This is a genomic window from Clostridiales bacterium FE2011 (assembly GCA_017569305.1).
In the GTDB taxonomy this organism is placed as follows: Bacteria; Bacillota; Clostridia; order Christensenellales; family Aristaeellaceae; genus Aristaeella.
In genome coordinates this window covers 2,183,756-2,199,243 of the sequence record CP069418.1, presented here as the reverse complement: position 1 = coordinate 2,199,243, position 15,488 = coordinate 2,183,756, and the positions used below count along the sequence as shown (strand labels likewise).

Sequence of the window (15,488 nt, the reverse complement as noted above, 5' to 3'; positions counted from 1 at the left end):
TGCGATGAAGGATTGACAGGCTCCTCTCTTCTGCATACAATAACTTGTACGGACAAAAGCTCTGACACTACATCATTCTTCATTTTTCATTCTTCATTGCATATTCCCCCGGAGGTTTCTATGCCGAACATTGCCCTGACGTTTGACGACGGCCCGAATACCGTTATCACGCCCCTGGTTCTGGATATCCTGAAGGAATACGACGCCGTCGGCACCTTCTTCCTCATCGCGCAGAACATCACGCCCGAATCGGCGGAAATGGTCCGCCGGGCCGTTGCCCAGGGCTGCGATATTGAAAACCATTCCCTCACCCACGGCTTCATGGATAAGATGACCGCTGAGGAAATCCGCGCTGAAGTAAAAGCCTGCACGGAGCAAATCGTGGCCATTACCGGCCGGGAGCCCCAGTTCTTCCGTCCGCCCTTCATCGCCGTGAACCAGACCATGTATGACAACATCGACTACACCTTCATCTGCGGCGCCGGCTGCGAGGACTGGGTGCCCACCGTCTCCGCTGAAGAGCGGGCCGAGCGGGTGCTGACCAACGCCGAGGACGGCCAGATCGTTCTCCTCCATGATATGCAGTGGAACGTCAACACCGTGGAAGCGCTGAAGACCATCGTACCGGAACTGAAAAAGCGGGGCTACCGCTTCGTCACCTGCGCCCAGCTTTTCGCCGAAGCCGGCGTCACGCCCGTGCATGGAAGACTCTACTCAAACGTCTACCAGACGGTTGATAAGCCATAAATGGCTTTAATGAATACTGAAAACTTAAGACTTAAAACTGAAAAATAATTTTGTTTAACCCACAATTGAGAAATCAGATCAAAGAAAACTGCTTCCGGTTTTTTCCGGAAGCAGTTTTTTCCACCATTTTTAAGTTTTAAGTTATTGAGCAGTTGTCCAAATCTTTGATTTGGGTAACAACTGCCATGCTACAGCCGTCCATTTCTGCAAGCCGGAGGCGTTGTAGAAATGGAATACGGCGATCGCAAAGTTTTCAGTTTTCATTTGAATCATTATCTTCAGAAGATAATGATTCCCAATACCGCTGATATTCCTATCAGCAGTATTGGCGATATTCCCTTTTTGAGTTTCTTGATCTTCCTGGAGCCGAAGTAGATCACCGCCAGGACAACGGCCAGGGCCAGGGGACGCCAGTCTGCTTCCGCACCGGTCAGGGGCAGGATCGCGTTCTTATACAGCATATGGATGCCCACCGCCGTGATCACGCCGATGACGCAGCTCTGCAGGCCCCGCATCACAGCCTGGGCATACTTGTTGTTCAGCGTATGCTTCATGACTTCCATGATCAGCAGGATGAGCACAAAGGCGGGCAGGATGGATGCCAGCGTGGCGATAATCGCGCCGGGAATTCCCGCCTGGCTGGTGCCCACATAGGTCGCCAGGTTGACCATGATCGGGCCGGGGGTACTCTCGCTGACAGCGATCATGTCCGTCAGCATTTCCTCCGTCACCCAGCCGTAGGACAGTACCACTTCACGGATCAGCGGAATCGCGGCATAGGCGCCGCCGAAGGAGAACAGGCCCACCTTCAGGAAGCCGATCAGCAGTTCCAGATAAATCATGCCTGCTCACCGTCCTTTCCCTTGCGGTCCTGGACAAAGAACACAGCCACACTGATGGCTGCGGCTGCCAGCAGCAGCGTAATCGTGGAGATCTTCCAGGAGAAGACGCTGATCAGCACTGTCAATATCAGGGCCGCGACCAGCAGGATAATCCGGATGGGCTCTTTCGGCATCTTCTTTGCCATCCGGATACCCACGTCCAGGATCAGCAGACCCACCGCCACCCGGATGCCCCGGAAGGCGCTGGCCACCCAGGCAATCTCCAGAAACCGGTCCAGGAACATGGAAATGGCCCAGATGATAATGAAGGACGGCAGCACCACACCCAGCGTGGCCGCGATGGAACCCCAGATGCCCTTCTGCTTGAAGCCCACAAACGTGGCACAGTTGATGGCCACCGGGCCCGGCGTGCTTTCCGCAATGACGGTCACGTTCACCAGGTCCTCATGGGTGATCCAGTGTTTCTTTTCCACGCAGATGTTCTCGATGACGGAGATCATCGCGTACCCTCCGCCGAAGGTGAACGCCCCGATCCTGAAAAAGGTCAGGAATAAATCCCAAAGCATGCTATCCTCTCCCGCATACAATTCTTTTGACATTATAGCATTACTCCTTTCCCTCCGCCACATTTCGTGATATCATGGAGTCCACATTTTTCAAGTCTAAAACCAAAGGAGATGAGCCATCCGTGAGCACCAACAATATCTGGTCTGACAACATCCAGGGCGTGATGACGCTGTACCTGAGCCGCCAGCTGAGATTCGACGACATGTTCTTCGACCAGTATCAGAAGGCCTTCGGGCTGGACCGGCATGCGGACCTGAAGATCCTGGAAATCGGTTGCGGCCCCGGAGCCCTCGCTGCCGCCCTGCACAGATGGTATCCCAACGCGAAGATCACTGCCATGGACCGGGACAGTCAGTTCGTGGCCTTCGGCCGGGAAAACAACCCCGGGGTTGAATTCCTGGAAGGCGACGCCACCGTTCTCCCCTTTGATGACAATACCTTTGACGTTACCATCTCCAATACCGTGCAGGAGCACGTGGAGCCCTCCGCTTTCTGGGGAGAACAGCGGCGGGTCCTGAAGCCCGGCGGCGTCTGCCTGTGCCTCTCCGCCCGGAAAGGCCTGCACAGCACCGCTCCCTGCCTGGAGATCACTGCTGCTGAGGAAGCCTTCTGGAACAGCCTGCCGGAAGACGAGGATCCCCGGGAAAAGTACGGCGTCTGCAAGTACCCCATGTCTGAAGCCGGTATCCCCGCCTCTGCGGAACAGAACGGCTTCCGCAATGTCTCCACCGGATACGCGGTCATTGATCTCACGCCGGATGCTCCGAAATATCCCGCTGAGATGGCAGAGCGGATGATCGAGGCTCAGCGCCAGAATGACCTGGAGGCCATCGCCTCCACCCACGCGGAAAACGACAAGGAAGCCATTGCCGCCATCAACGCCAAATATGACGAACGTCTCCGCCTCTACCGGGAAGGCATCCGCCAGTGGGACACCTCCGTGTCCATCACCATGATCGTCCGCGGAGTAAAATGAGATTACGACAAAGGGAACGACTATGACGAAGCAACTGAAGCAGTACAGTATCTTCCTGATCGGCCTGTTCATCGCCGCCCTGGGAGTCGCGTTTTCCACCAAGGCCGGGCTCGGCACCTCGCCGGTGGCCTCCGTGCCCTATACCGTATCGCTGGTCATTCCGTCTCTCTCTTTCGGCTGGTGGATGATCATCATGAGCCTGATCCAGATCCTGGTGCAGGTGCTCCTGCTCCGGAAGAAGTGCAAGCCCTTTGAGATTCTGGTGCAGGTTATTGTCGCGTTTGTCTACGGTTCCCTGACCGACTTCTGCTGCGGCCTGCTGCAGGGGCTGAACCCGGTTTCCTATCCCGCCCGGTTTGCCCTGATGCTGGTCGGCTGCGTGATCCTGGGCCTGGGCATCTGGATCCAGTACAAGGGCGGCGTGGCCATGCTGGCCGGAGAAGCCATGAACCGGGCCATCAGCCAGGTCACCGGCAAGCGCTACGAGAATATAAAGATCTTCTTTGACGTGTTCTATATCGTGGTCTCCGGGATCATCTCCCTGGTCTTCCTCGGCAAGTTCGCCGGCGTCCGGGAGGGCAGCATCATCGCGGCATTGCTGATTGGGAATATTATCAAATTTTACAATAAAACATATAACAAATATTGCAAAAAAGCCTGACGGCAAAGAGAAAAGGCGGAGAATACTCTCCGCCTTTTCGTTTATTCCGCTATTTCATATCCGGCTGTGCTGAGCACAGCCAGGGCTTTTTCATAATTCTCTTCTTTCACAAGCACATAGTCCGTGTTGTAGGTGGATACGGCGAAGATGCCGATTTTGTTTTCCGCCAGGATGGCGGTAATCGGAGCCAGGATACCGATCAGGGAAAAGTCCAGCGTCCCTTCAATCCGGAATCCCCGCCATCCATCCTCCCGGGCGATGGTATTTGCCGGTGTGCTTTCCGTCCTGCACACCAGGGACAGCTCCTCATCCGTCCTGCCGATAAAATAGAAATCCGCGTTCAGGTCTATATGCTCCGTGGAGTCCACCTTGCACACCGTCAGTGCATATGGCAGTTTCTTCAGCTTCATGTTCTTCCCTGCTTCCTTCTTTGATTGAAGGTATTATACAGGGAGATCAACCGTGCCTGCAACATCGGCTAAGTAAAACGCGCGGAGCGCGTTACAGGGGGACAGACCCTCAGTCACATTTTCTTCGAAAACAGTGACAGAGGTTCAGTCCCCGCAGTCACACGCATCCGCGCGCTGCACATTTTCCATTAGCCACTCTATAGGTTTAACACTAATGATCACATTCGTCGAAGACGAATATTTCACATTTGACGAAGTCAAATATTTCATATGGATCGGAGATCCATATTTCACATCGCGAAGCGATATTTCATTGCGTCAGGGAAGGAACTTTCCTGACGCCAGATACAGCTTGTACCATTCCTGGTGTGTCAGTTCCACATTCGCCGCGGCGCAGATTTCCTTCAGGTGCTGCGGGTTCATGGTGCCCGCGATAGCCTGCATCTTTGCCGGATGGCGCAGGATCCACGCGATGGCGATGGCGGTCTTCGTCACGCCGTATTTTTCTCCCAGTTCGCCCAGCACCTTGTTCAGTTCCGGGAAGTCCGGATGATCCACGAAGCAGCCGCCGAACATGCCGAACTGCAGCGGAGACCAGGCCTGGATCGTAATGTCGTTCAGGCGGCAGTAATCCAGTACGCCGTTATCCCGGCTGATGGACCGGTCGGTGGTCAGGTTGTTCAGGTACAAGCCGCCGTCAATCAGCTGGCTCTGGTCCAGGGAGAACTGCAGCTGGTTGAACACCAGGGGCTGTTTCACATACTTCTTCAGCAGTTCCAGCTGTCCGGGCGTCACGTTGCTGACGCCGAAATGCCGCACCTTGCCGCTTGCCGCCAGCTTGTCAAAGGCTTCCGCCACCTCTTCCGGATCAAACAGCAGGTCCGGGCGGTGGAGCAGCAGGGCGTCCAGGTAGTCGGTCTTCAGCCGGCGCAGGCTCGCCTCGGCGTTTTCCACGATATAGTCCCTGCTCCAGTTGAATTCTCTCGGATCCCTGCTGATACCGCACTTGCTCTGCAGGTATACGTCCTCCCGCTTCAGGCCGGTCAGCGGGAACGCGTCGCCGAAGCGCTTTTCCGCCTCGCCGTCCTTGCCGTAGCAGGTGGCGTGGTCAAAGAAGTTGACGCCCTCTTCCACCGCGGTGCGGATCATGTCCGCCGCCTTCTGCGTATCCAGTGAGGGCATGCGCATGCAGCCCAGGATGATGGCCGAGGCATTCTGCGGTCCGTTCTTCACGTTGTAATATTTCATTTTACTTCCCTCCTCCGGCTGTCCCCGGGCGCGTAGCTTTCCAGCAGTTCAATAATGCATTTCAGGTCCGGGGCTTCCAGGTAATTATACTCCCCGTTTCCGTCCCCGTAGGTTCCGTGCTGCACCAGCCGCAGGCCAGCCGCCTCAGCATTGGCCACCTGCGCGGCGGAGTCCTTCACCTGGAAGGCCAGGTGGTGCATGCCTTCGCCATGCTCGTTCAGGAAGTTCCGCCAGGTGGACGGCTCCTCGTTGGGCTGGATCAGCTCAATCTGCAGGCCGGGGTTCACGTCGATGAACGCCAGCAGGGAATTCGCCTTCGGTGCAGGCTTTCCCTCAAAGACGGTCTGCATGACCTCATAATCGCCGCAGGGCTGGGTCTCCGGCACGTCCACGCCGAGGAATTCCGCCCACTTTCTCTTCGTTTCCTCAATATCCTTAACGATAAATCCAACCTGGGCTACCAGATGGGTTCCAACAACACCGGCCATTTTCTGTTCCTCCGTTTTATATTTTTACCAGGGATAAGGTACGCCTTCATAGGTGACGAATACCGGGCCTTCCTTGTCATGCCGTTTGGTTTCAAACAGGTTCCGCAGGGTCTCCGCGTGCTCATAGGGATCCAGTGGCGCCTCAGTGTTGCCCGGGTTCGTCCGGATCCAGCCGGGATGAATGCAGATGATGTTCAGGTTCGGCTCGTTCTTGAAATAGTTATGCACGGTCATGGTCAGCATATTCAGGGCGGCCTTCTCCGTGCCGTAATCCAGGTAGAAGGTCCGGTAGCACTTGCCGATGCTGCCTGCCTCGGAGGAGATGTTCACCACCAGCCCGCCGATCGCGCTCTTCTTCAGCAGCGGCAGGAAGGCTTTCAGCACCCGGATCGGGCCCACCGCGCCCACGTTCACCGCCGGGGCGATCAGGTCCAGGTCAAAGTCCGGCAGCTCCTTCATGGTATCCGCGGAAGCCGTCGTGGCGTTGTTGATGATCAGGTCCAGGTGATCCGTCAGCTTCTCCGCTTCCGCAGCCGCGGCGTTCACGGATTCCGTCACCGCGATGTCCATGGTCAGGATATGCAGCTGCTCCGGATATTCCTCCCGCAGTGCCTCCAGGGCTTCCGACGGGCGGCGGATGGAAGCAAACACGGTATCCCCGTGCTCCAGGTAACGCCTCACCATATTGAATCCAAGGGCATAAGGCCTGCCCGTGCCGGTAATCAATACTGTCTGTGCCATCTTCTCTTCCCCCCTTCTTTGGTTTCCGGGAAAAGTATACCAAACCGTTCCCTCCCGCCGCTTTCCATTTTTTGACCGGCCGCCCTTCATTTTTTGCGTCGTTTTTCGTGCAGAACAAAAACTTGACATGGAGTACACTTCAAGGCATAGCATAGGAAGGAAAACGCGGAACGGGCAGCAGCCCTCCGCCGAAAGGAACCTGACCTTCGGATGAAAACAGTCAGAGCCGCTTTTATCAAATCCCTGCCGGTGATGGGAGGATACCTCATCCTGGGTACCGGCTTCGGCATCCTCGCCTGGAACAACGGGTACGGCCTGCCCTGGGCCTTTGCCATGAGCCTGCTGATGTTTGCCGGCTCCATGCAGTTTGTGGGCGTCGGCCTGCTGGCTGGCGGCGCCTCTGTGCTCACCGTGATTCTTACCACGATCATGGTCAACGCCCGGCACCTGTTCTACAGCATTTCCATGTTCGGCCACTACAAAGACGCCGGACGGTACAAGCCATATCTCATTTTTGCCCTTACGGATGAAACCTATTCCCTCCTGTGTGACGGCCAGGTGCCGGAGGGCATGGATCCGCACCGGTTCCGCTTCCTGGTTTCCCTCTTTAACCAGTCCTACTGGGTGCTGGGCAGCGTCCTGGGCAGCCTGGCAGGCAGCGTGCTCCCCTTCTCCGCCGCGGGCGTAGAGTTCTCCATGACCGCCCTGTTCATCGCGTCCTTCACGGAGCAGTGGATCGAAACAAAGGATCATCTGCCTGCCCTCACCGGCCTGCTGGGCACCCTGCTGTGCCTGCTGGTCTTCGGGCCGGAAGGCTTCCTCATTCCCGCCATGTGCCTGATCACCCTGCTGCTGACCCTGTTCAGGAGCACCATCTCCGCCGGAAGGAAGGTGAGCGAATGAGCGTCTCCCATTCCGCCGTCCTGGTGGCGGTCATGTCCCTGGTCACCATCCTGCTGCGGGCGCTTCCCTTCCTGGTCTTCCGGAAGAAGACCCCGGATTATATTGCCTACCTGGGCAAGGTGCTTCCCCCGGCCATCATCGGCATGCTGGTCATCTACTGCCTCAAGGATACAAAAATCAGCTCCGCGCCTTTCGGCGTTCCGGAGCTGATCTCTGCCCTGCTGGTGGTTCTCCTGCAGGCCTGGAAAAGGAATGTGCTGGTGAGTATACTGGCGGGCACGGTATGCTATATGGCACTGATACACTTTGTATTCTAATTCAGAATTATGAATTCAGAATTCAGAATTATTACTCTGATTAACCAATCTGCCTGTGAGTCTTCATAATGATTCACGTTGCAGCTCTGTGTCATTCCGACTGAAGGCGCAGCCGTAATGGAGGAATCCCTTGCTACGTCCGGAGGACGCTGGCATCACAGTGCGGCTTCGACCGCTGCTTTCACATCTTTCATGTCGGTGGTGGGCTCAAACCGGGCGATGACCTGACCTTCCCGGTTGACCAGGAACTTGGTGAAGTTCCACTTGATATACGCCTTGTCGCCGAAGGACTTATTGTTCATATCGGCAAACTTGTTCAGGGCGGCGTTCTTCAGTCCTTTGCCGAAACCGGCGAAGGGCTTTTCTGTTGCCAGGAAAGCAAACAGCGGATCAGCGTTCTCCCCGTTCACGTCAATCTTGGCGAACTGCGGGAAATCGGTGCCGTACTTCAGGGTGCAGAACTGGTGAATCTCCTCCTCGCTGCCGGGCGCCTGGTTGGCAAACTGGTTGCAGGGGAAGTCCAGGATCTCCAGGCCCTTCTCCTTCAGCTCCTTATACATCGCTTCCAGGGGCTCGTAGTGCGGGGTGAAACCGCAGCCGGTAGCCGTGTTCACAATCAGCAGCACCTTGCCCTCATAGTCCTTCAGGCTGACAGCCTGTCCCTGCCGGTCCTTCACGGTGAAATCATATACAGTCTTCATAAGCATGATTGCTCCTTTCACTATCTTTGATACAATTGTATTTTATCAAATATAATTTAAATGTCAACCCTCAATCTTCCATAAAGTGAATTTTGGACAAATAAAGGCCGGGAGAATGCTCTCCCGGCCGCTTTCCGGTTCATTAATAGTTTTCCGCGTGGATCTCGAAATAGCTCTGGGGATGGGCGCAGACCGGGCAGATTTCCGGTGCCTTGGTGCCCACCACGATGTGGCCGCAGTTCCGGCATTCCCAGACCTTAACCTCGCTCCTGGCGAAGACTTCCTGGGCTTCCACATTCCGCAGCAGGGCGCGGTAGCGCTCCTCATGGTGCTTCTCGATGGCCGCCACCATACGGAACTTGGCCGCCAGCTCGGTAAAGCCTTCCTTCTCCGCGGTCACGGCGAAGCCTTCATACATATCGGTCCACTCATAGTTCTCCCCGTCCGCCGCGGCGGCCAGGTTCTCGGCGGTGCTGCCGATGCCGTTCAGCTCCTTGAACCAGATCTTCGCGTGCTCCTTCTCGTTCTCCGCGGTCTGCAGGAACAGGGCGGCAATCTGTTCAAAGCCTTCCTTCTTTGCCTTGGAGGCGAAGTAGGTATATTTGTTCCGGGCCTGGGACTCACCGGCAAAAGCCGCTTCCAGGTTCTTCTCAGTCTGCGTGCCCGCGTAGGGGTTGCTCTTCGCCGCTTCCACCTTCACAAACACAGAGCCGGGCTGTTTGCACACCGGGCAGGTGAATCCTTCCGGCAGGGGTCCTTCATGTACGTATCCGCAGATCGGGCATTTCCATTTTTCCATTTTTGTATCCTCCTTTTTATGATCAGATTCATTGAACGGCAGTTTCGCCAGCAGCGTTTTCACCGCCTCCACGGGGAAGCCGTCCCCTTCCCGGGACAGCAGCTCCTGCAGGAACTGCTTCACATTGCCGCTCTGGGGCAGCATATAGCCTGCCTCCCGCAGCAGATCCTCCGCCATGATGCGGTTGGATTTCTCCAGTGCCTTTGCCAGCTTTCCGGGCAGCAGGGCCGCCAGCTGCTCCTGCTCCGACTTGGATGAAACCAGGCCCCGGAGCGCCGCGATCACCGCTTCCTTCTTTTCCTGCTGCGGCGGGTACTCCTTCGGCACCATGCTGATGGCTCCGGCCGGGCAGGCGTCCGCGCAGGCGCCGCAGCCGATGCACTTTTCAGCGTCAATCACGCTGTTTTCCGTGTCCGACGCGCCGGTAGGGCAGACGTAGAGGCACAGGCAGTCTTTTTCGCATTTCCGGACGTTCCGGACCGCTATCCGATCACTCATCGCTTACCCTCCGATCTTTTCAAATTTGAAGTTCGGCACCTTGCAGACCGGGCAGACGTCGGGAAGATCATTCCCCACATAGACGAAGCCGCAGATTGTGCAGACGTACACCTGCGTATCCGCCAGCATCGCCTCTCCCTCCTGCGCGTACCGGGTCAGCAGGGACTTGAGGATGCGCGTCACCTTCTCGCTCCAGGTGAGGGCCCGCAGCGCGCCCCGGTCTCCCTCCTGGCGGGAAACGGCGTTCACCGCCGGGAAGCCGGATTCCAGGTCGGCATTCACCTTCTCCAGCAGCTTTTCAAAGGACGCGTCCGTCACCGTCCGCTCCTGGCCGCCAAACCAGGCCGCCAGGCCGGTAAAGGCTTCCGCCAGCTCCGCCTTGTACTGCTTTTCGCAGCCCTTGGCCAGGTTGGAGCACAGGGCGCTGACCTCTGCAGCCGTCAGCGGCTTCAGCTCGGTTTCAGCCGCCGGGGCAGCCGCTTCCGCGCTGCCGGAAGCTTGTCCTTCCGGCACAAAGTCCGACTTGGCCGCGCCGCACAGGGGACATTTCCAGTCCTCCGGCAGCTCCGCCCAGGGGATTTTCTCTTTTGCCTCGTCATATACATAGCCGCAGACGGAACAGATATACCTCATCTAATCCTCACTCCCTTTCGTCATTTCTTATTCCGCAGCTTTTTCTCACAGTTCCATACTACACATTGGAGTATACTCTAAGTCAACAACAAAAAAGGACGATGAGAAAACTCTCATCGTCCGTCTTTGACTTTATTTGTTTTCCTTTGCTTTCCTGTTCAGCAGCACCAGCGCGATGATCAGTACCAGCGGGAAGATGCTTCCGGCCAGCATGCCGGTCTGCAGGTTGTCCCCGGCCTGCTGTGTCACGGTGCCCACCAGGCTGGGGCCGAAGGCGCCGCCCAGGTCGCCCGCCATGGCCAGCAGGGCAAACAGCGCCGTACCGCCCGTAGGAATCCGGGGCGATGTAATGCTGATCGTTCCCGGCCACATGATGCCCACGGAGAAACCGCAGCATACGCACCCGACCAGGCCCAGCACCGGGCTGGAGGACAGGCAGGCCAGCAGGTAGCAGCACAGGCACAGGACGCCGGAGCCGATCATGAACTTTGTCAGGTCCATCTTCGGGCCGAACTTCCCGTAGATCACCCGGCAGATACCCATGGTAACGGCGAACAGGCAGGGGCCGATCAGGTCGCCCACAGTTTTGGAAAAGCCCAGGGCCGCCTCCGTGAAGGCGGACGCCCACTGGGCCATGGCCAGCTCGGAAGCCCCGGCGCAGACCATCAGCACAATGGCGATCCAGAAGATCCGCAGTTTGAACAGCCCGCGGATGGTCATGCCCTTACCTTCCTCCGTCAGCCGCTCAATGGGACAGGTGGCAAAGTTGAAGATATTATACAGCGGCACCAGGGCCCAGATGCAGGCCAGCCATTTCCAGTTGTCGATGCCGAACACCGCGAAAAAGGCCGTGGACAGCAGGATCACGCCCACGCAGCCCCAGCAGTAGAAGGAGTGCAGCAGGCTCATCACCGCGTCCTTATGGTCAAAGGGACAGGCCTCCACGATGGGGCTCACCAGGACCTCGATCAGGCCGCTGCCGATAGCGTAGATCACCACGCAGATCAGGATGCCGATGAAGGGGTCCCCGAACAGGTCCGGGATAAAGGCCAGGCCTGCCAGGCCCAGGCAGGAGGTGACCTCGGACATCACAATACTGCGCCGGTAGCCGATGGAGTCCACGAACTTTGCGCAGAGCACGTCCACCAGCAGCTGCGTCAGGAAAAAGGCCGTGGGGATCAGGGCAATCTGGCCCAGCGGAATCGCGTAGTCCGTATGCAGCTTCAGGAACAGAAGCGGCGCAAAATTGGCGGCAATCGCCTGGGTGATAAAGCCCAGGTAGCACGCCAGCAGGGTCTTCCGGTAATTCTTTTCCATGCTTATTCCTCTTCCTCATTTTTCCACCGGGTCTCGCTGTTCAGCCAGCGGGTATAGCCCCACTGGGCTTCCTGGCTTTCCTTTTTCTTCTTCCAGGCTTCTATATCCGAGCAGATGGCCAGCATCTCATCCACCACCATTTCCACACTGCGGGGACGGACGTGATACAGCCAGTCCGTCATCCGGTCGATGGCTTTGGGGCTTCCCAGCTGCTTTGCCAGCAGGTCCGCGAACTCTTCCGGAAAGCCGAGGGATTTAATCGTCCCCGCCAGCCGGTCCCGGGCCTGGGCCCACATTCTCTGATTCGGTGTCGCCATACATTATTCTCCCTATCAAACTTAACCGGATTATAACTGAATAATTCATAATTCACAATTCATAATTCATAATGAGTATGTCGCTAACGCATATGATATGAATAAACCGCTGCGAATACAGTGTTCATCCTGGGGTTCGTTCCGCCCGGAATGACAGCCTTTGTGCTTATCCCGGCACACCAGACTAACCCAACCAGGCCGTAACAATATATAATTATGAATTATGAATTGTGAATTATGAATTTGCCGGCACCAGCAGTTCCTGCTGTTGCCGGCAGGACTTCTCCTTCGCCGTATCGAAAAAAGAAAGGCATTACCCTTTCAGGAGAAACAGAGACATGAACTACCGGATTACTGACAACAAGGAAGAAATGAAGCTGGAGGATATCGTCCGGCTTTTGCGAATGACCTACTGGGCGGACAAGCGGCCCGAGGAGACCATTGAAAAATCCATCCGGGAGTCTGACTGCTTCGGCATTTATACCGACACCACGGACCAGCTCATCGGTTTCGCCCGGGTGATCACCGACCACGCCACCGCCTACTATCTCTGCGACGTGATCATCGATCCGGAGTACCGGGGCAGCGGCCTGGGCAAAGCCCTAGTTTCCCACATCGTTTCCCGGCCGGAGTACACAGGCCTGCACGGCTTCCTGTTCACCCGGGACGCCCACGGACTGTATGAACAGTACGGTTTCCAGCTGGCGGTCGGCCGTTCCATGGAAAGAAGATAATCAGAGGAGGATAAAAACATGAAGAAGCTGACAACCATCGCCCTGGTACTGGTCATGGTATTCACCCTGATGGTCTCCGGCGCCCACGCGGATCCGGAAGCCATGTACGGGAAAACCTTCCCGGATTTCACGGTGAAAACCATCTCCGGTGAGGACTTTACCCTGTCTGAATCCCTGAAAACCCATGACCTGGTGGTAATCAACTTCTGGGCCACCTGGTGCGGACCCTGCTGCATGGAGTTCCCCTTCCTCCAGGAAGCCTGGGAAAAATACGCGGATCGGGTGGACGTCATCGCCATGAGCATTGAGAAAACCGATACCGAAAAAGTGCTCAAAAGCTTCGCGAAGGAATACGGTCTCACCTTCTCCATCGGCCGGGACGAGAAAAAGCTGCTGGATAAGATGAGGGGTGACGCCATCCCCACCACCCTGATCGTGGACCGGACCGGAAAGGTTGTCTCCGTGGACGTCGGGGCGAAAATGTCCGTCGAGGAATTCACCGAACTCTTCGACAGCCTGCTGGCCGACATTCCGGTGGAAATCTGAGCATCCCGTACCTGTGAGGAAACCAAATGATCAAATGTTATCAACCGGCCCTGGAAGACCTGGGATTCCGGGAAAGCCTGCTGGCCGATCCGGACACCATGTCCTACAACAACGCCTGGGGCGGAACCATTCCCTTTCCCCGGGAAAAATGGGAAAGCTGGTATCAATACTGGATCGGAAACCCGGAAGGAAAGCGGTTTTACCGCTACTTGCAGGATGAAGAGACCGGGGAATTTGTAGGCGAGATTGCCTGGCACCTGGATGAAAAGCGGAACATCCATATCTGCGACGTGATCATCCTCGCCAGATACAGAAACCGCGGCTACGGCTCGGAAGGCATCCGGCTGCTCTGCGAAGCGGCGAAAAGGAGCGGGATCGCCATCCTGTATGACGACATCGCCGCGGACAATCCCTCCTGGAAGCTGTTCCTCAAAAACGGATTTGAGATCAGTTCCCGGGATGATGAAGTGGTCATGGTCCGCAAAGTGCTGTAAACATATGAAACCGGGAGACGAAAAATCAGTCTCCCGGTTCTTTTGTCTGTGAATACCGTTCAGGTTCTTATTCCGCCGGAGCGAAGAAGCTGATCGGGGTCGCGCCGCTCAGGGCGTCCTGCGCCAGCAGGGTGATCGGAGCCACCTCGATGTGCAGGGTTTCGAACTTCGCTTCATAGCCGCCCTCGGTCTTGAAGGCAACGGTCATGCTGTAGCCGGCTTCAATATCTTCCGCGGATACGGTGCGGGTCACCACGTAGGTGGCGTCGGCAGCAAAACCGTTCACCGCGTAGTTGGGACCCTTTTCGCCGGTCAGGTTGTCGATCAGGTACAGCTCGGTAACCATCTCGCCGGTCTTGTTGCAGAAGGTGTAGGTGCCGGTCTGGGCTTTCGCGGCCTTGGCAGCGGCCACAATGCCCCGCATGTAGCCCCAGGTGTCGGCGGTGGTGGCGCCGGTGACGGCGTCAATGAACTCCGCCTTGGTTTCCTCGGTATATCCGTTCACAGCGGCTTCCAGCTCCGCGATGGTCTTGCCCTTCGCGTAGGCTTCGATCGCGTTGAAGTTCGCGGCGATCTGCACGGTGGAACCGGCGCGCTGCATGTTCAGGCTGTACAGGTCGCTGTTCGCCCGCTTGGAGCCCAGCACCTGGCCTTCCGGATAGCTCTGGCCGAAACCGCCGTCGCTGTTCGGCACACCGACAGCCTTCAGGTCCTCACGGTCAGTGATGAACTGGAATTCATCGATCTTCGCAGCCAGGATCACGTCATCCTGCACCGCTACGGTAATCACGGCAAAGGCCTTGTCGCCATGGGCGGCATAGTCCACCTGGCCCATCAGGATCTCACCCTCCGCGAGGGCGGCAGCCGCGGTCAGCAGGAGCACCAGGGAAAGAAACAGGGCAGTAATCTTCTTCATGGGTTTTTCCCTCCTTTTCACGGGACCTCGTCCCGGCTTCATTCTATCCGAACGCATACAAAAAATCAATAGAAATATTTCTATATTTCTATTGAGAAACGGATCCGGTATACAGTTTTACAATCCTTGATATGCCTCAGTCGCCGCAGTCCGCCTTCACCATGTTCTGCAGCTTGATATTCATCTTTTCCAGGGCTTTCCGGTCCAGGGAATAAATGGTCTTTTTCCCGTCCCGCCGGCTGGTCACAATCCCGGCCTCCGTCAGCACCTTCATATCGTGGGCCAGGGTGGGCTGGGTAATCTCAAAGCATTTCAGCAGGACGCAGCCACACATCTCCCCGCAGGAAAGCATGTCCACAATCTTGACCCGCTTCGGATCAGACAGGGCCTTAAACATCTTCGCCATCTTTGCGTACTGGCTTTCCATTGCCGCGTCCCTCCGTTCTTCTTCGCTCTTATATCAGAATCATTGTACCAGAAAGTCCCGCTCGGCTCAATCCTGCTCCTGTTTCTGTTCTTTCCGTCACGATTGTGTTACAATCAGGGAAACCGCGGAAAATCAACAATTGCAACTGCCGGTTGCGGAATTTCCAGCCCCGTTTGATAGCCTGCAACAGCGGGATCAGGTAATCT

21 protein-coding genes are annotated in these 15,488 nt (G+C 56.5%); 8 read left to right on the top strand and 13 right to left on the bottom strand.

Going from position 1 to position 15,488, the window contains the following annotated elements; all coding sequences use genetic code 11:
- The first annotated feature begins 120 nt into the window (after nt 1–120).
- On the top strand, nt 121–747 hold the full coding sequence (locus JRC49_09950; protein QTE70124.1) for a polysaccharide deacetylase family protein: 627 nt from the start codon (nt 121–123) through the stop codon (nt 745–747).
- Between the two features lie 278 nt (nt 748–1,025).
- Here the strand turns inward: JRC49_09950 and JRC49_09945 are convergent, their stop codons facing one another.
- Nucleotides 1,026–1,589, bottom strand: coding sequence for a chromate transporter (locus JRC49_09945; protein ID QTE70123.1), 564 nt, complete (start codon nt 1,587–1,589; stop codon nt 1,026–1,028).
- The gene (locus tag JRC49_09940) at nt 1,586–2,188 is read right to left on the bottom strand and encodes a chromate transporter (protein QTE70122.1); all 603 of its coding nucleotides are present in this window, start codon (nt 2,186–2,188) and stop codon (nt 1,586–1,588) included. Before JRC49_09940 ends, JRC49_09945 begins: the two co-directional genes overlap by 4 nt.
- A gap of 89 nt (nt 2,189–2,277) precedes the next feature.
- Between JRC49_09940 and JRC49_09935 the strand changes: the two genes are divergently transcribed.
- Both JRC49_09935 and JRC49_09930 read left to right on the top strand, forming a co-directional pair.
- On the top strand, nt 2,278–3,132 hold the full coding sequence (locus JRC49_09935; protein ID QTE70121.1) for a class I SAM-dependent methyltransferase: 855 nt from the start codon (nt 2,278–2,280) through the stop codon (nt 3,130–3,132).
- Between the two features lie 22 nt (nt 3,133–3,154).
- Complete coding sequence (locus tag JRC49_09930; protein QTE70120.1) at nt 3,155–3,793, top strand: hypothetical protein; 639 nt, start codon at nt 3,155–3,157, stop codon at nt 3,791–3,793.
- A 41-nt stretch (nt 3,794–3,834) separates the two neighbouring features.
- Here the strand turns inward: JRC49_09930 and JRC49_09925 are convergent, their stop codons facing one another.
- The 4 genes from JRC49_09925 to JRC49_09910 all read right to left on the bottom strand — a co-directional run bounded on the left by JRC49_09925 (nt 3,835) and on the right by JRC49_09910 (nt 6,680).
- Nucleotides 3,835–4,203 (bottom strand): ACT domain-containing protein, encoded by a 369-nt coding sequence (locus JRC49_09925; protein QTE70119.1) that lies wholly within the window; start codon nt 4,201–4,203, stop codon nt 3,835–3,837.
- Nucleotides 4,204–4,521: 318 nt separating this feature from the next.
- On the bottom strand, nt 4,522–5,451 hold the full coding sequence (locus JRC49_09920; GenBank protein ID QTE70118.1) for an aldo/keto reductase: 930 nt from the start codon (nt 5,449–5,451) through the stop codon (nt 4,522–4,524).
- Nucleotides 5,448–5,939: a VOC family protein gene (locus JRC49_09915; GenBank protein QTE70117.1), complete on the bottom strand. Its 492-nt coding sequence runs from the start codon at nt 5,937–5,939 to the stop codon at nt 5,448–5,450. Before JRC49_09915 ends, JRC49_09920 begins: the two co-directional genes overlap by 4 nt.
- Before the next feature lie 24 nt (nt 5,940–5,963).
- Nucleotides 5,964–6,680: an SDR family NAD(P)-dependent oxidoreductase gene (locus JRC49_09910; GenBank protein QTE70116.1), complete on the bottom strand. Its 717-nt coding sequence runs from the start codon at nt 6,678–6,680 to the stop codon at nt 5,964–5,966.
- 210 nt (nt 6,681–6,890) lie between these two features.
- On the opposite strand from JRC49_09910, the gene JRC49_09905 reads away from it, so the two are divergent.
- Nucleotides 6,891–7,583, top strand: coding sequence for an AzlC family ABC transporter permease (locus JRC49_09905; protein QTE70115.1), 693 nt, complete (start codon nt 6,891–6,893; stop codon nt 7,581–7,583).
- Nucleotides 7,580–7,900, top strand: a complete 321-nt coding sequence (locus JRC49_09900; GenBank protein ID QTE70114.1) for an AzlD domain-containing protein — start codon at nt 7,580–7,582, stop codon at nt 7,898–7,900. The genes JRC49_09905 and JRC49_09900 overlap by 4 nt, the downstream gene beginning before the upstream one ends.
- Nucleotides 7,901–8,055: 155 nt before the next feature.
- Here JRC49_09900 and JRC49_09895 read toward each other — a convergent pair whose 3' ends face one another.
- The 5 genes from JRC49_09895 to JRC49_09875 all read right to left on the bottom strand — a co-directional run bounded on the left by JRC49_09895 (nt 8,056) and on the right by JRC49_09875 (nt 12,165).
- Nucleotides 8,056–8,601, bottom strand: a complete 546-nt coding sequence (locus JRC49_09895; GenBank protein QTE70113.1) for a glutathione peroxidase — start codon at nt 8,599–8,601, stop codon at nt 8,056–8,058.
- Nucleotides 8,602–8,743: 142 nt separating this feature from the next.
- Nucleotides 8,744–9,898 carry a 4Fe-4S binding protein gene (locus JRC49_09890; protein QTE70112.1) on the bottom strand — a complete coding sequence of 385 codons (1,155 nt, stop codon included), beginning with the start codon at nt 9,896–9,898 and terminating at the stop codon, nt 8,744–8,746.
- A gap of 3 nt (nt 9,899–9,901) precedes the next feature.
- Nucleotides 9,902–10,531: a rubredoxin gene (locus JRC49_09885; protein ID QTE70111.1), complete on the bottom strand. Its 630-nt coding sequence runs from the start codon at nt 10,529–10,531 to the stop codon at nt 9,902–9,904.
- Nucleotides 10,532–10,663: 132 nt separating this feature from the next.
- Entirely contained in the window at nt 10,664–11,848 is a 1,185-nt protein-coding gene (locus tag JRC49_09880; protein QTE70110.1) for an MFS transporter, read from the bottom strand.
- Between the two features lie 2 nt (nt 11,849–11,850).
- Nucleotides 11,851–12,165 (bottom strand): hypothetical protein, encoded by a 315-nt coding sequence (locus JRC49_09875; GenBank protein ID QTE70109.1) that lies wholly within the window; start codon nt 12,163–12,165, stop codon nt 11,851–11,853.
- A 338-nt stretch (nt 12,166–12,503) separates the two neighbouring features.
- Between JRC49_09875 and JRC49_09870 the strand changes: the two genes are divergently transcribed.
- From JRC49_09870 to JRC49_09860, 3 genes are read left to right on the top strand one after another with little or no spacing between them, the layout of a single operon-like run.
- On the top strand, nt 12,504–12,899 hold the full coding sequence (locus JRC49_09870; protein QTE70108.1) for a GNAT family N-acetyltransferase: 396 nt from the start codon (nt 12,504–12,506) through the stop codon (nt 12,897–12,899).
- An 18-nt stretch (nt 12,900–12,917) separates the two neighbouring features.
- Nucleotides 12,918–13,445, top strand: a complete 528-nt coding sequence (locus JRC49_09865; protein QTE70107.1) for a TlpA family protein disulfide reductase — start codon at nt 12,918–12,920, stop codon at nt 13,443–13,445.
- Between the two features lie 26 nt (nt 13,446–13,471).
- Nucleotides 13,472–13,939, top strand: a complete 468-nt coding sequence (locus JRC49_09860) for a GNAT family N-acetyltransferase (GenBank protein ID QTE70106.1) — start codon at nt 13,472–13,474, stop codon at nt 13,937–13,939.
- Between the two features lie 67 nt (nt 13,940–14,006).
- Here the strand turns inward: JRC49_09860 and JRC49_09855 are convergent, their stop codons facing one another.
- The gene (locus JRC49_09855; GenBank protein QTE70105.1) at nt 14,007–14,855 is read right to left on the bottom strand and encodes a hypothetical protein; all 849 of its coding nucleotides are present in this window, start codon (nt 14,853–14,855) and stop codon (nt 14,007–14,009) included.
- Between the two features lie 136 nt (nt 14,856–14,991).
- Nucleotides 14,992–15,282, bottom strand: coding sequence for a winged helix-turn-helix transcriptional regulator (locus JRC49_09850; GenBank protein QTE70104.1), 291 nt, complete (start codon nt 15,280–15,282; stop codon nt 14,992–14,994).
- Nucleotides 15,283–15,488: the final 206 nt, after the last annotated feature.

Excerpts from the sequence above, each read along its gene's own strand:
- JRC49_09940 (QTE70122.1), bottom strand. The coding sequence starts at position 2,188 with ATGTCAAAAGAATTGTATGCGGGAGAGGATAGCATGCTTTGGGATTTA.
- JRC49_09850 (QTE70104.1), bottom strand. The coding sequence starts at position 15,282 with ATGGAAAGCCAGTACGCAAAGATGGCGAAGATGTTTAAGGCCCTGTCT.
- JRC49_09895 (QTE70113.1), bottom strand. The coding sequence starts at position 8,601 with ATGAAGACTGTATATGATTTCACCGTGAAGGACCGGCAGGGACAGGCT.
- JRC49_09925 (QTE70119.1), bottom strand. The coding sequence starts at position 4,203 with ATGAAGCTGAAGAAACTGCCATATGCACTGACGGTGTGCAAGGTGGAC.
- JRC49_09900 (QTE70114.1), top strand. The coding sequence starts at position 7,580 with ATGAGCGTCTCCCATTCCGCCGTCCTGGTGGCGGTCATGTCCCTGGTC.
- JRC49_09915 (QTE70117.1), bottom strand. The coding sequence starts at position 5,939 with ATGGCCGGTGTTGTTGGAACCCATCTGGTAGCCCAGGTTGGATTTATC.
- JRC49_09860 (QTE70106.1), top strand. The coding sequence starts at position 13,472 with ATGATCAAATGTTATCAACCGGCCCTGGAAGACCTGGGATTCCGGGAA.
- JRC49_09945 (QTE70123.1), bottom strand. The coding sequence starts at position 1,589 with ATGATTTATCTGGAACTGCTGATCGGCTTCCTGAAGGTGGGCCTGTTC.
- JRC49_09930 (QTE70120.1), top strand. The coding sequence starts at position 3,155 with ATGACGAAGCAACTGAAGCAGTACAGTATCTTCCTGATCGGCCTGTTC.
- JRC49_09890 (QTE70112.1), bottom strand. The coding sequence starts at position 9,898 with ATGAGTGATCGGATAGCGGTCCGGAACGTCCGGAAATGCGAAAAAGAC.
- JRC49_09950 (QTE70124.1), top strand. The coding sequence starts at position 121 with ATGCCGAACATTGCCCTGACGTTTGACGACGGCCCGAATACCGTTATC.
- JRC49_09885 (QTE70111.1), bottom strand. The coding sequence starts at position 10,531 with ATGAGGTATATCTGTTCCGTCTGCGGCTATGTATATGACGAGGCAAAA.
- JRC49_09920 (QTE70118.1), bottom strand. The coding sequence starts at position 5,451 with ATGAAATATTACAACGTGAAGAACGGACCGCAGAATGCCTCGGCCATC.
- JRC49_09880 (QTE70110.1), bottom strand. The coding sequence starts at position 11,848 with ATGGAAAAGAATTACCGGAAGACCCTGCTGGCGTGCTACCTGGGCTTT.
- JRC49_09905 (QTE70115.1), top strand. The coding sequence starts at position 6,891 with ATGAAAACAGTCAGAGCCGCTTTTATCAAATCCCTGCCGGTGATGGGA.
- JRC49_09855 (QTE70105.1), bottom strand. The coding sequence starts at position 14,855 with ATGAAGAAGATTACTGCCCTGTTTCTTTCCCTGGTGCTCCTGCTGACC.
- JRC49_09910 (QTE70116.1), bottom strand. The coding sequence starts at position 6,680 with ATGGCACAGACAGTATTGATTACCGGCACGGGCAGGCCTTATGCCCTT.
- JRC49_09870 (QTE70108.1), top strand. The coding sequence starts at position 12,504 with ATGAACTACCGGATTACTGACAACAAGGAAGAAATGAAGCTGGAGGAT.
- JRC49_09875 (QTE70109.1), bottom strand. The coding sequence starts at position 12,165 with ATGGCGACACCGAATCAGAGAATGTGGGCCCAGGCCCGGGACCGGCTG.
- JRC49_09865 (QTE70107.1), top strand. The coding sequence starts at position 12,918 with ATGAAGAAGCTGACAACCATCGCCCTGGTACTGGTCATGGTATTCACC.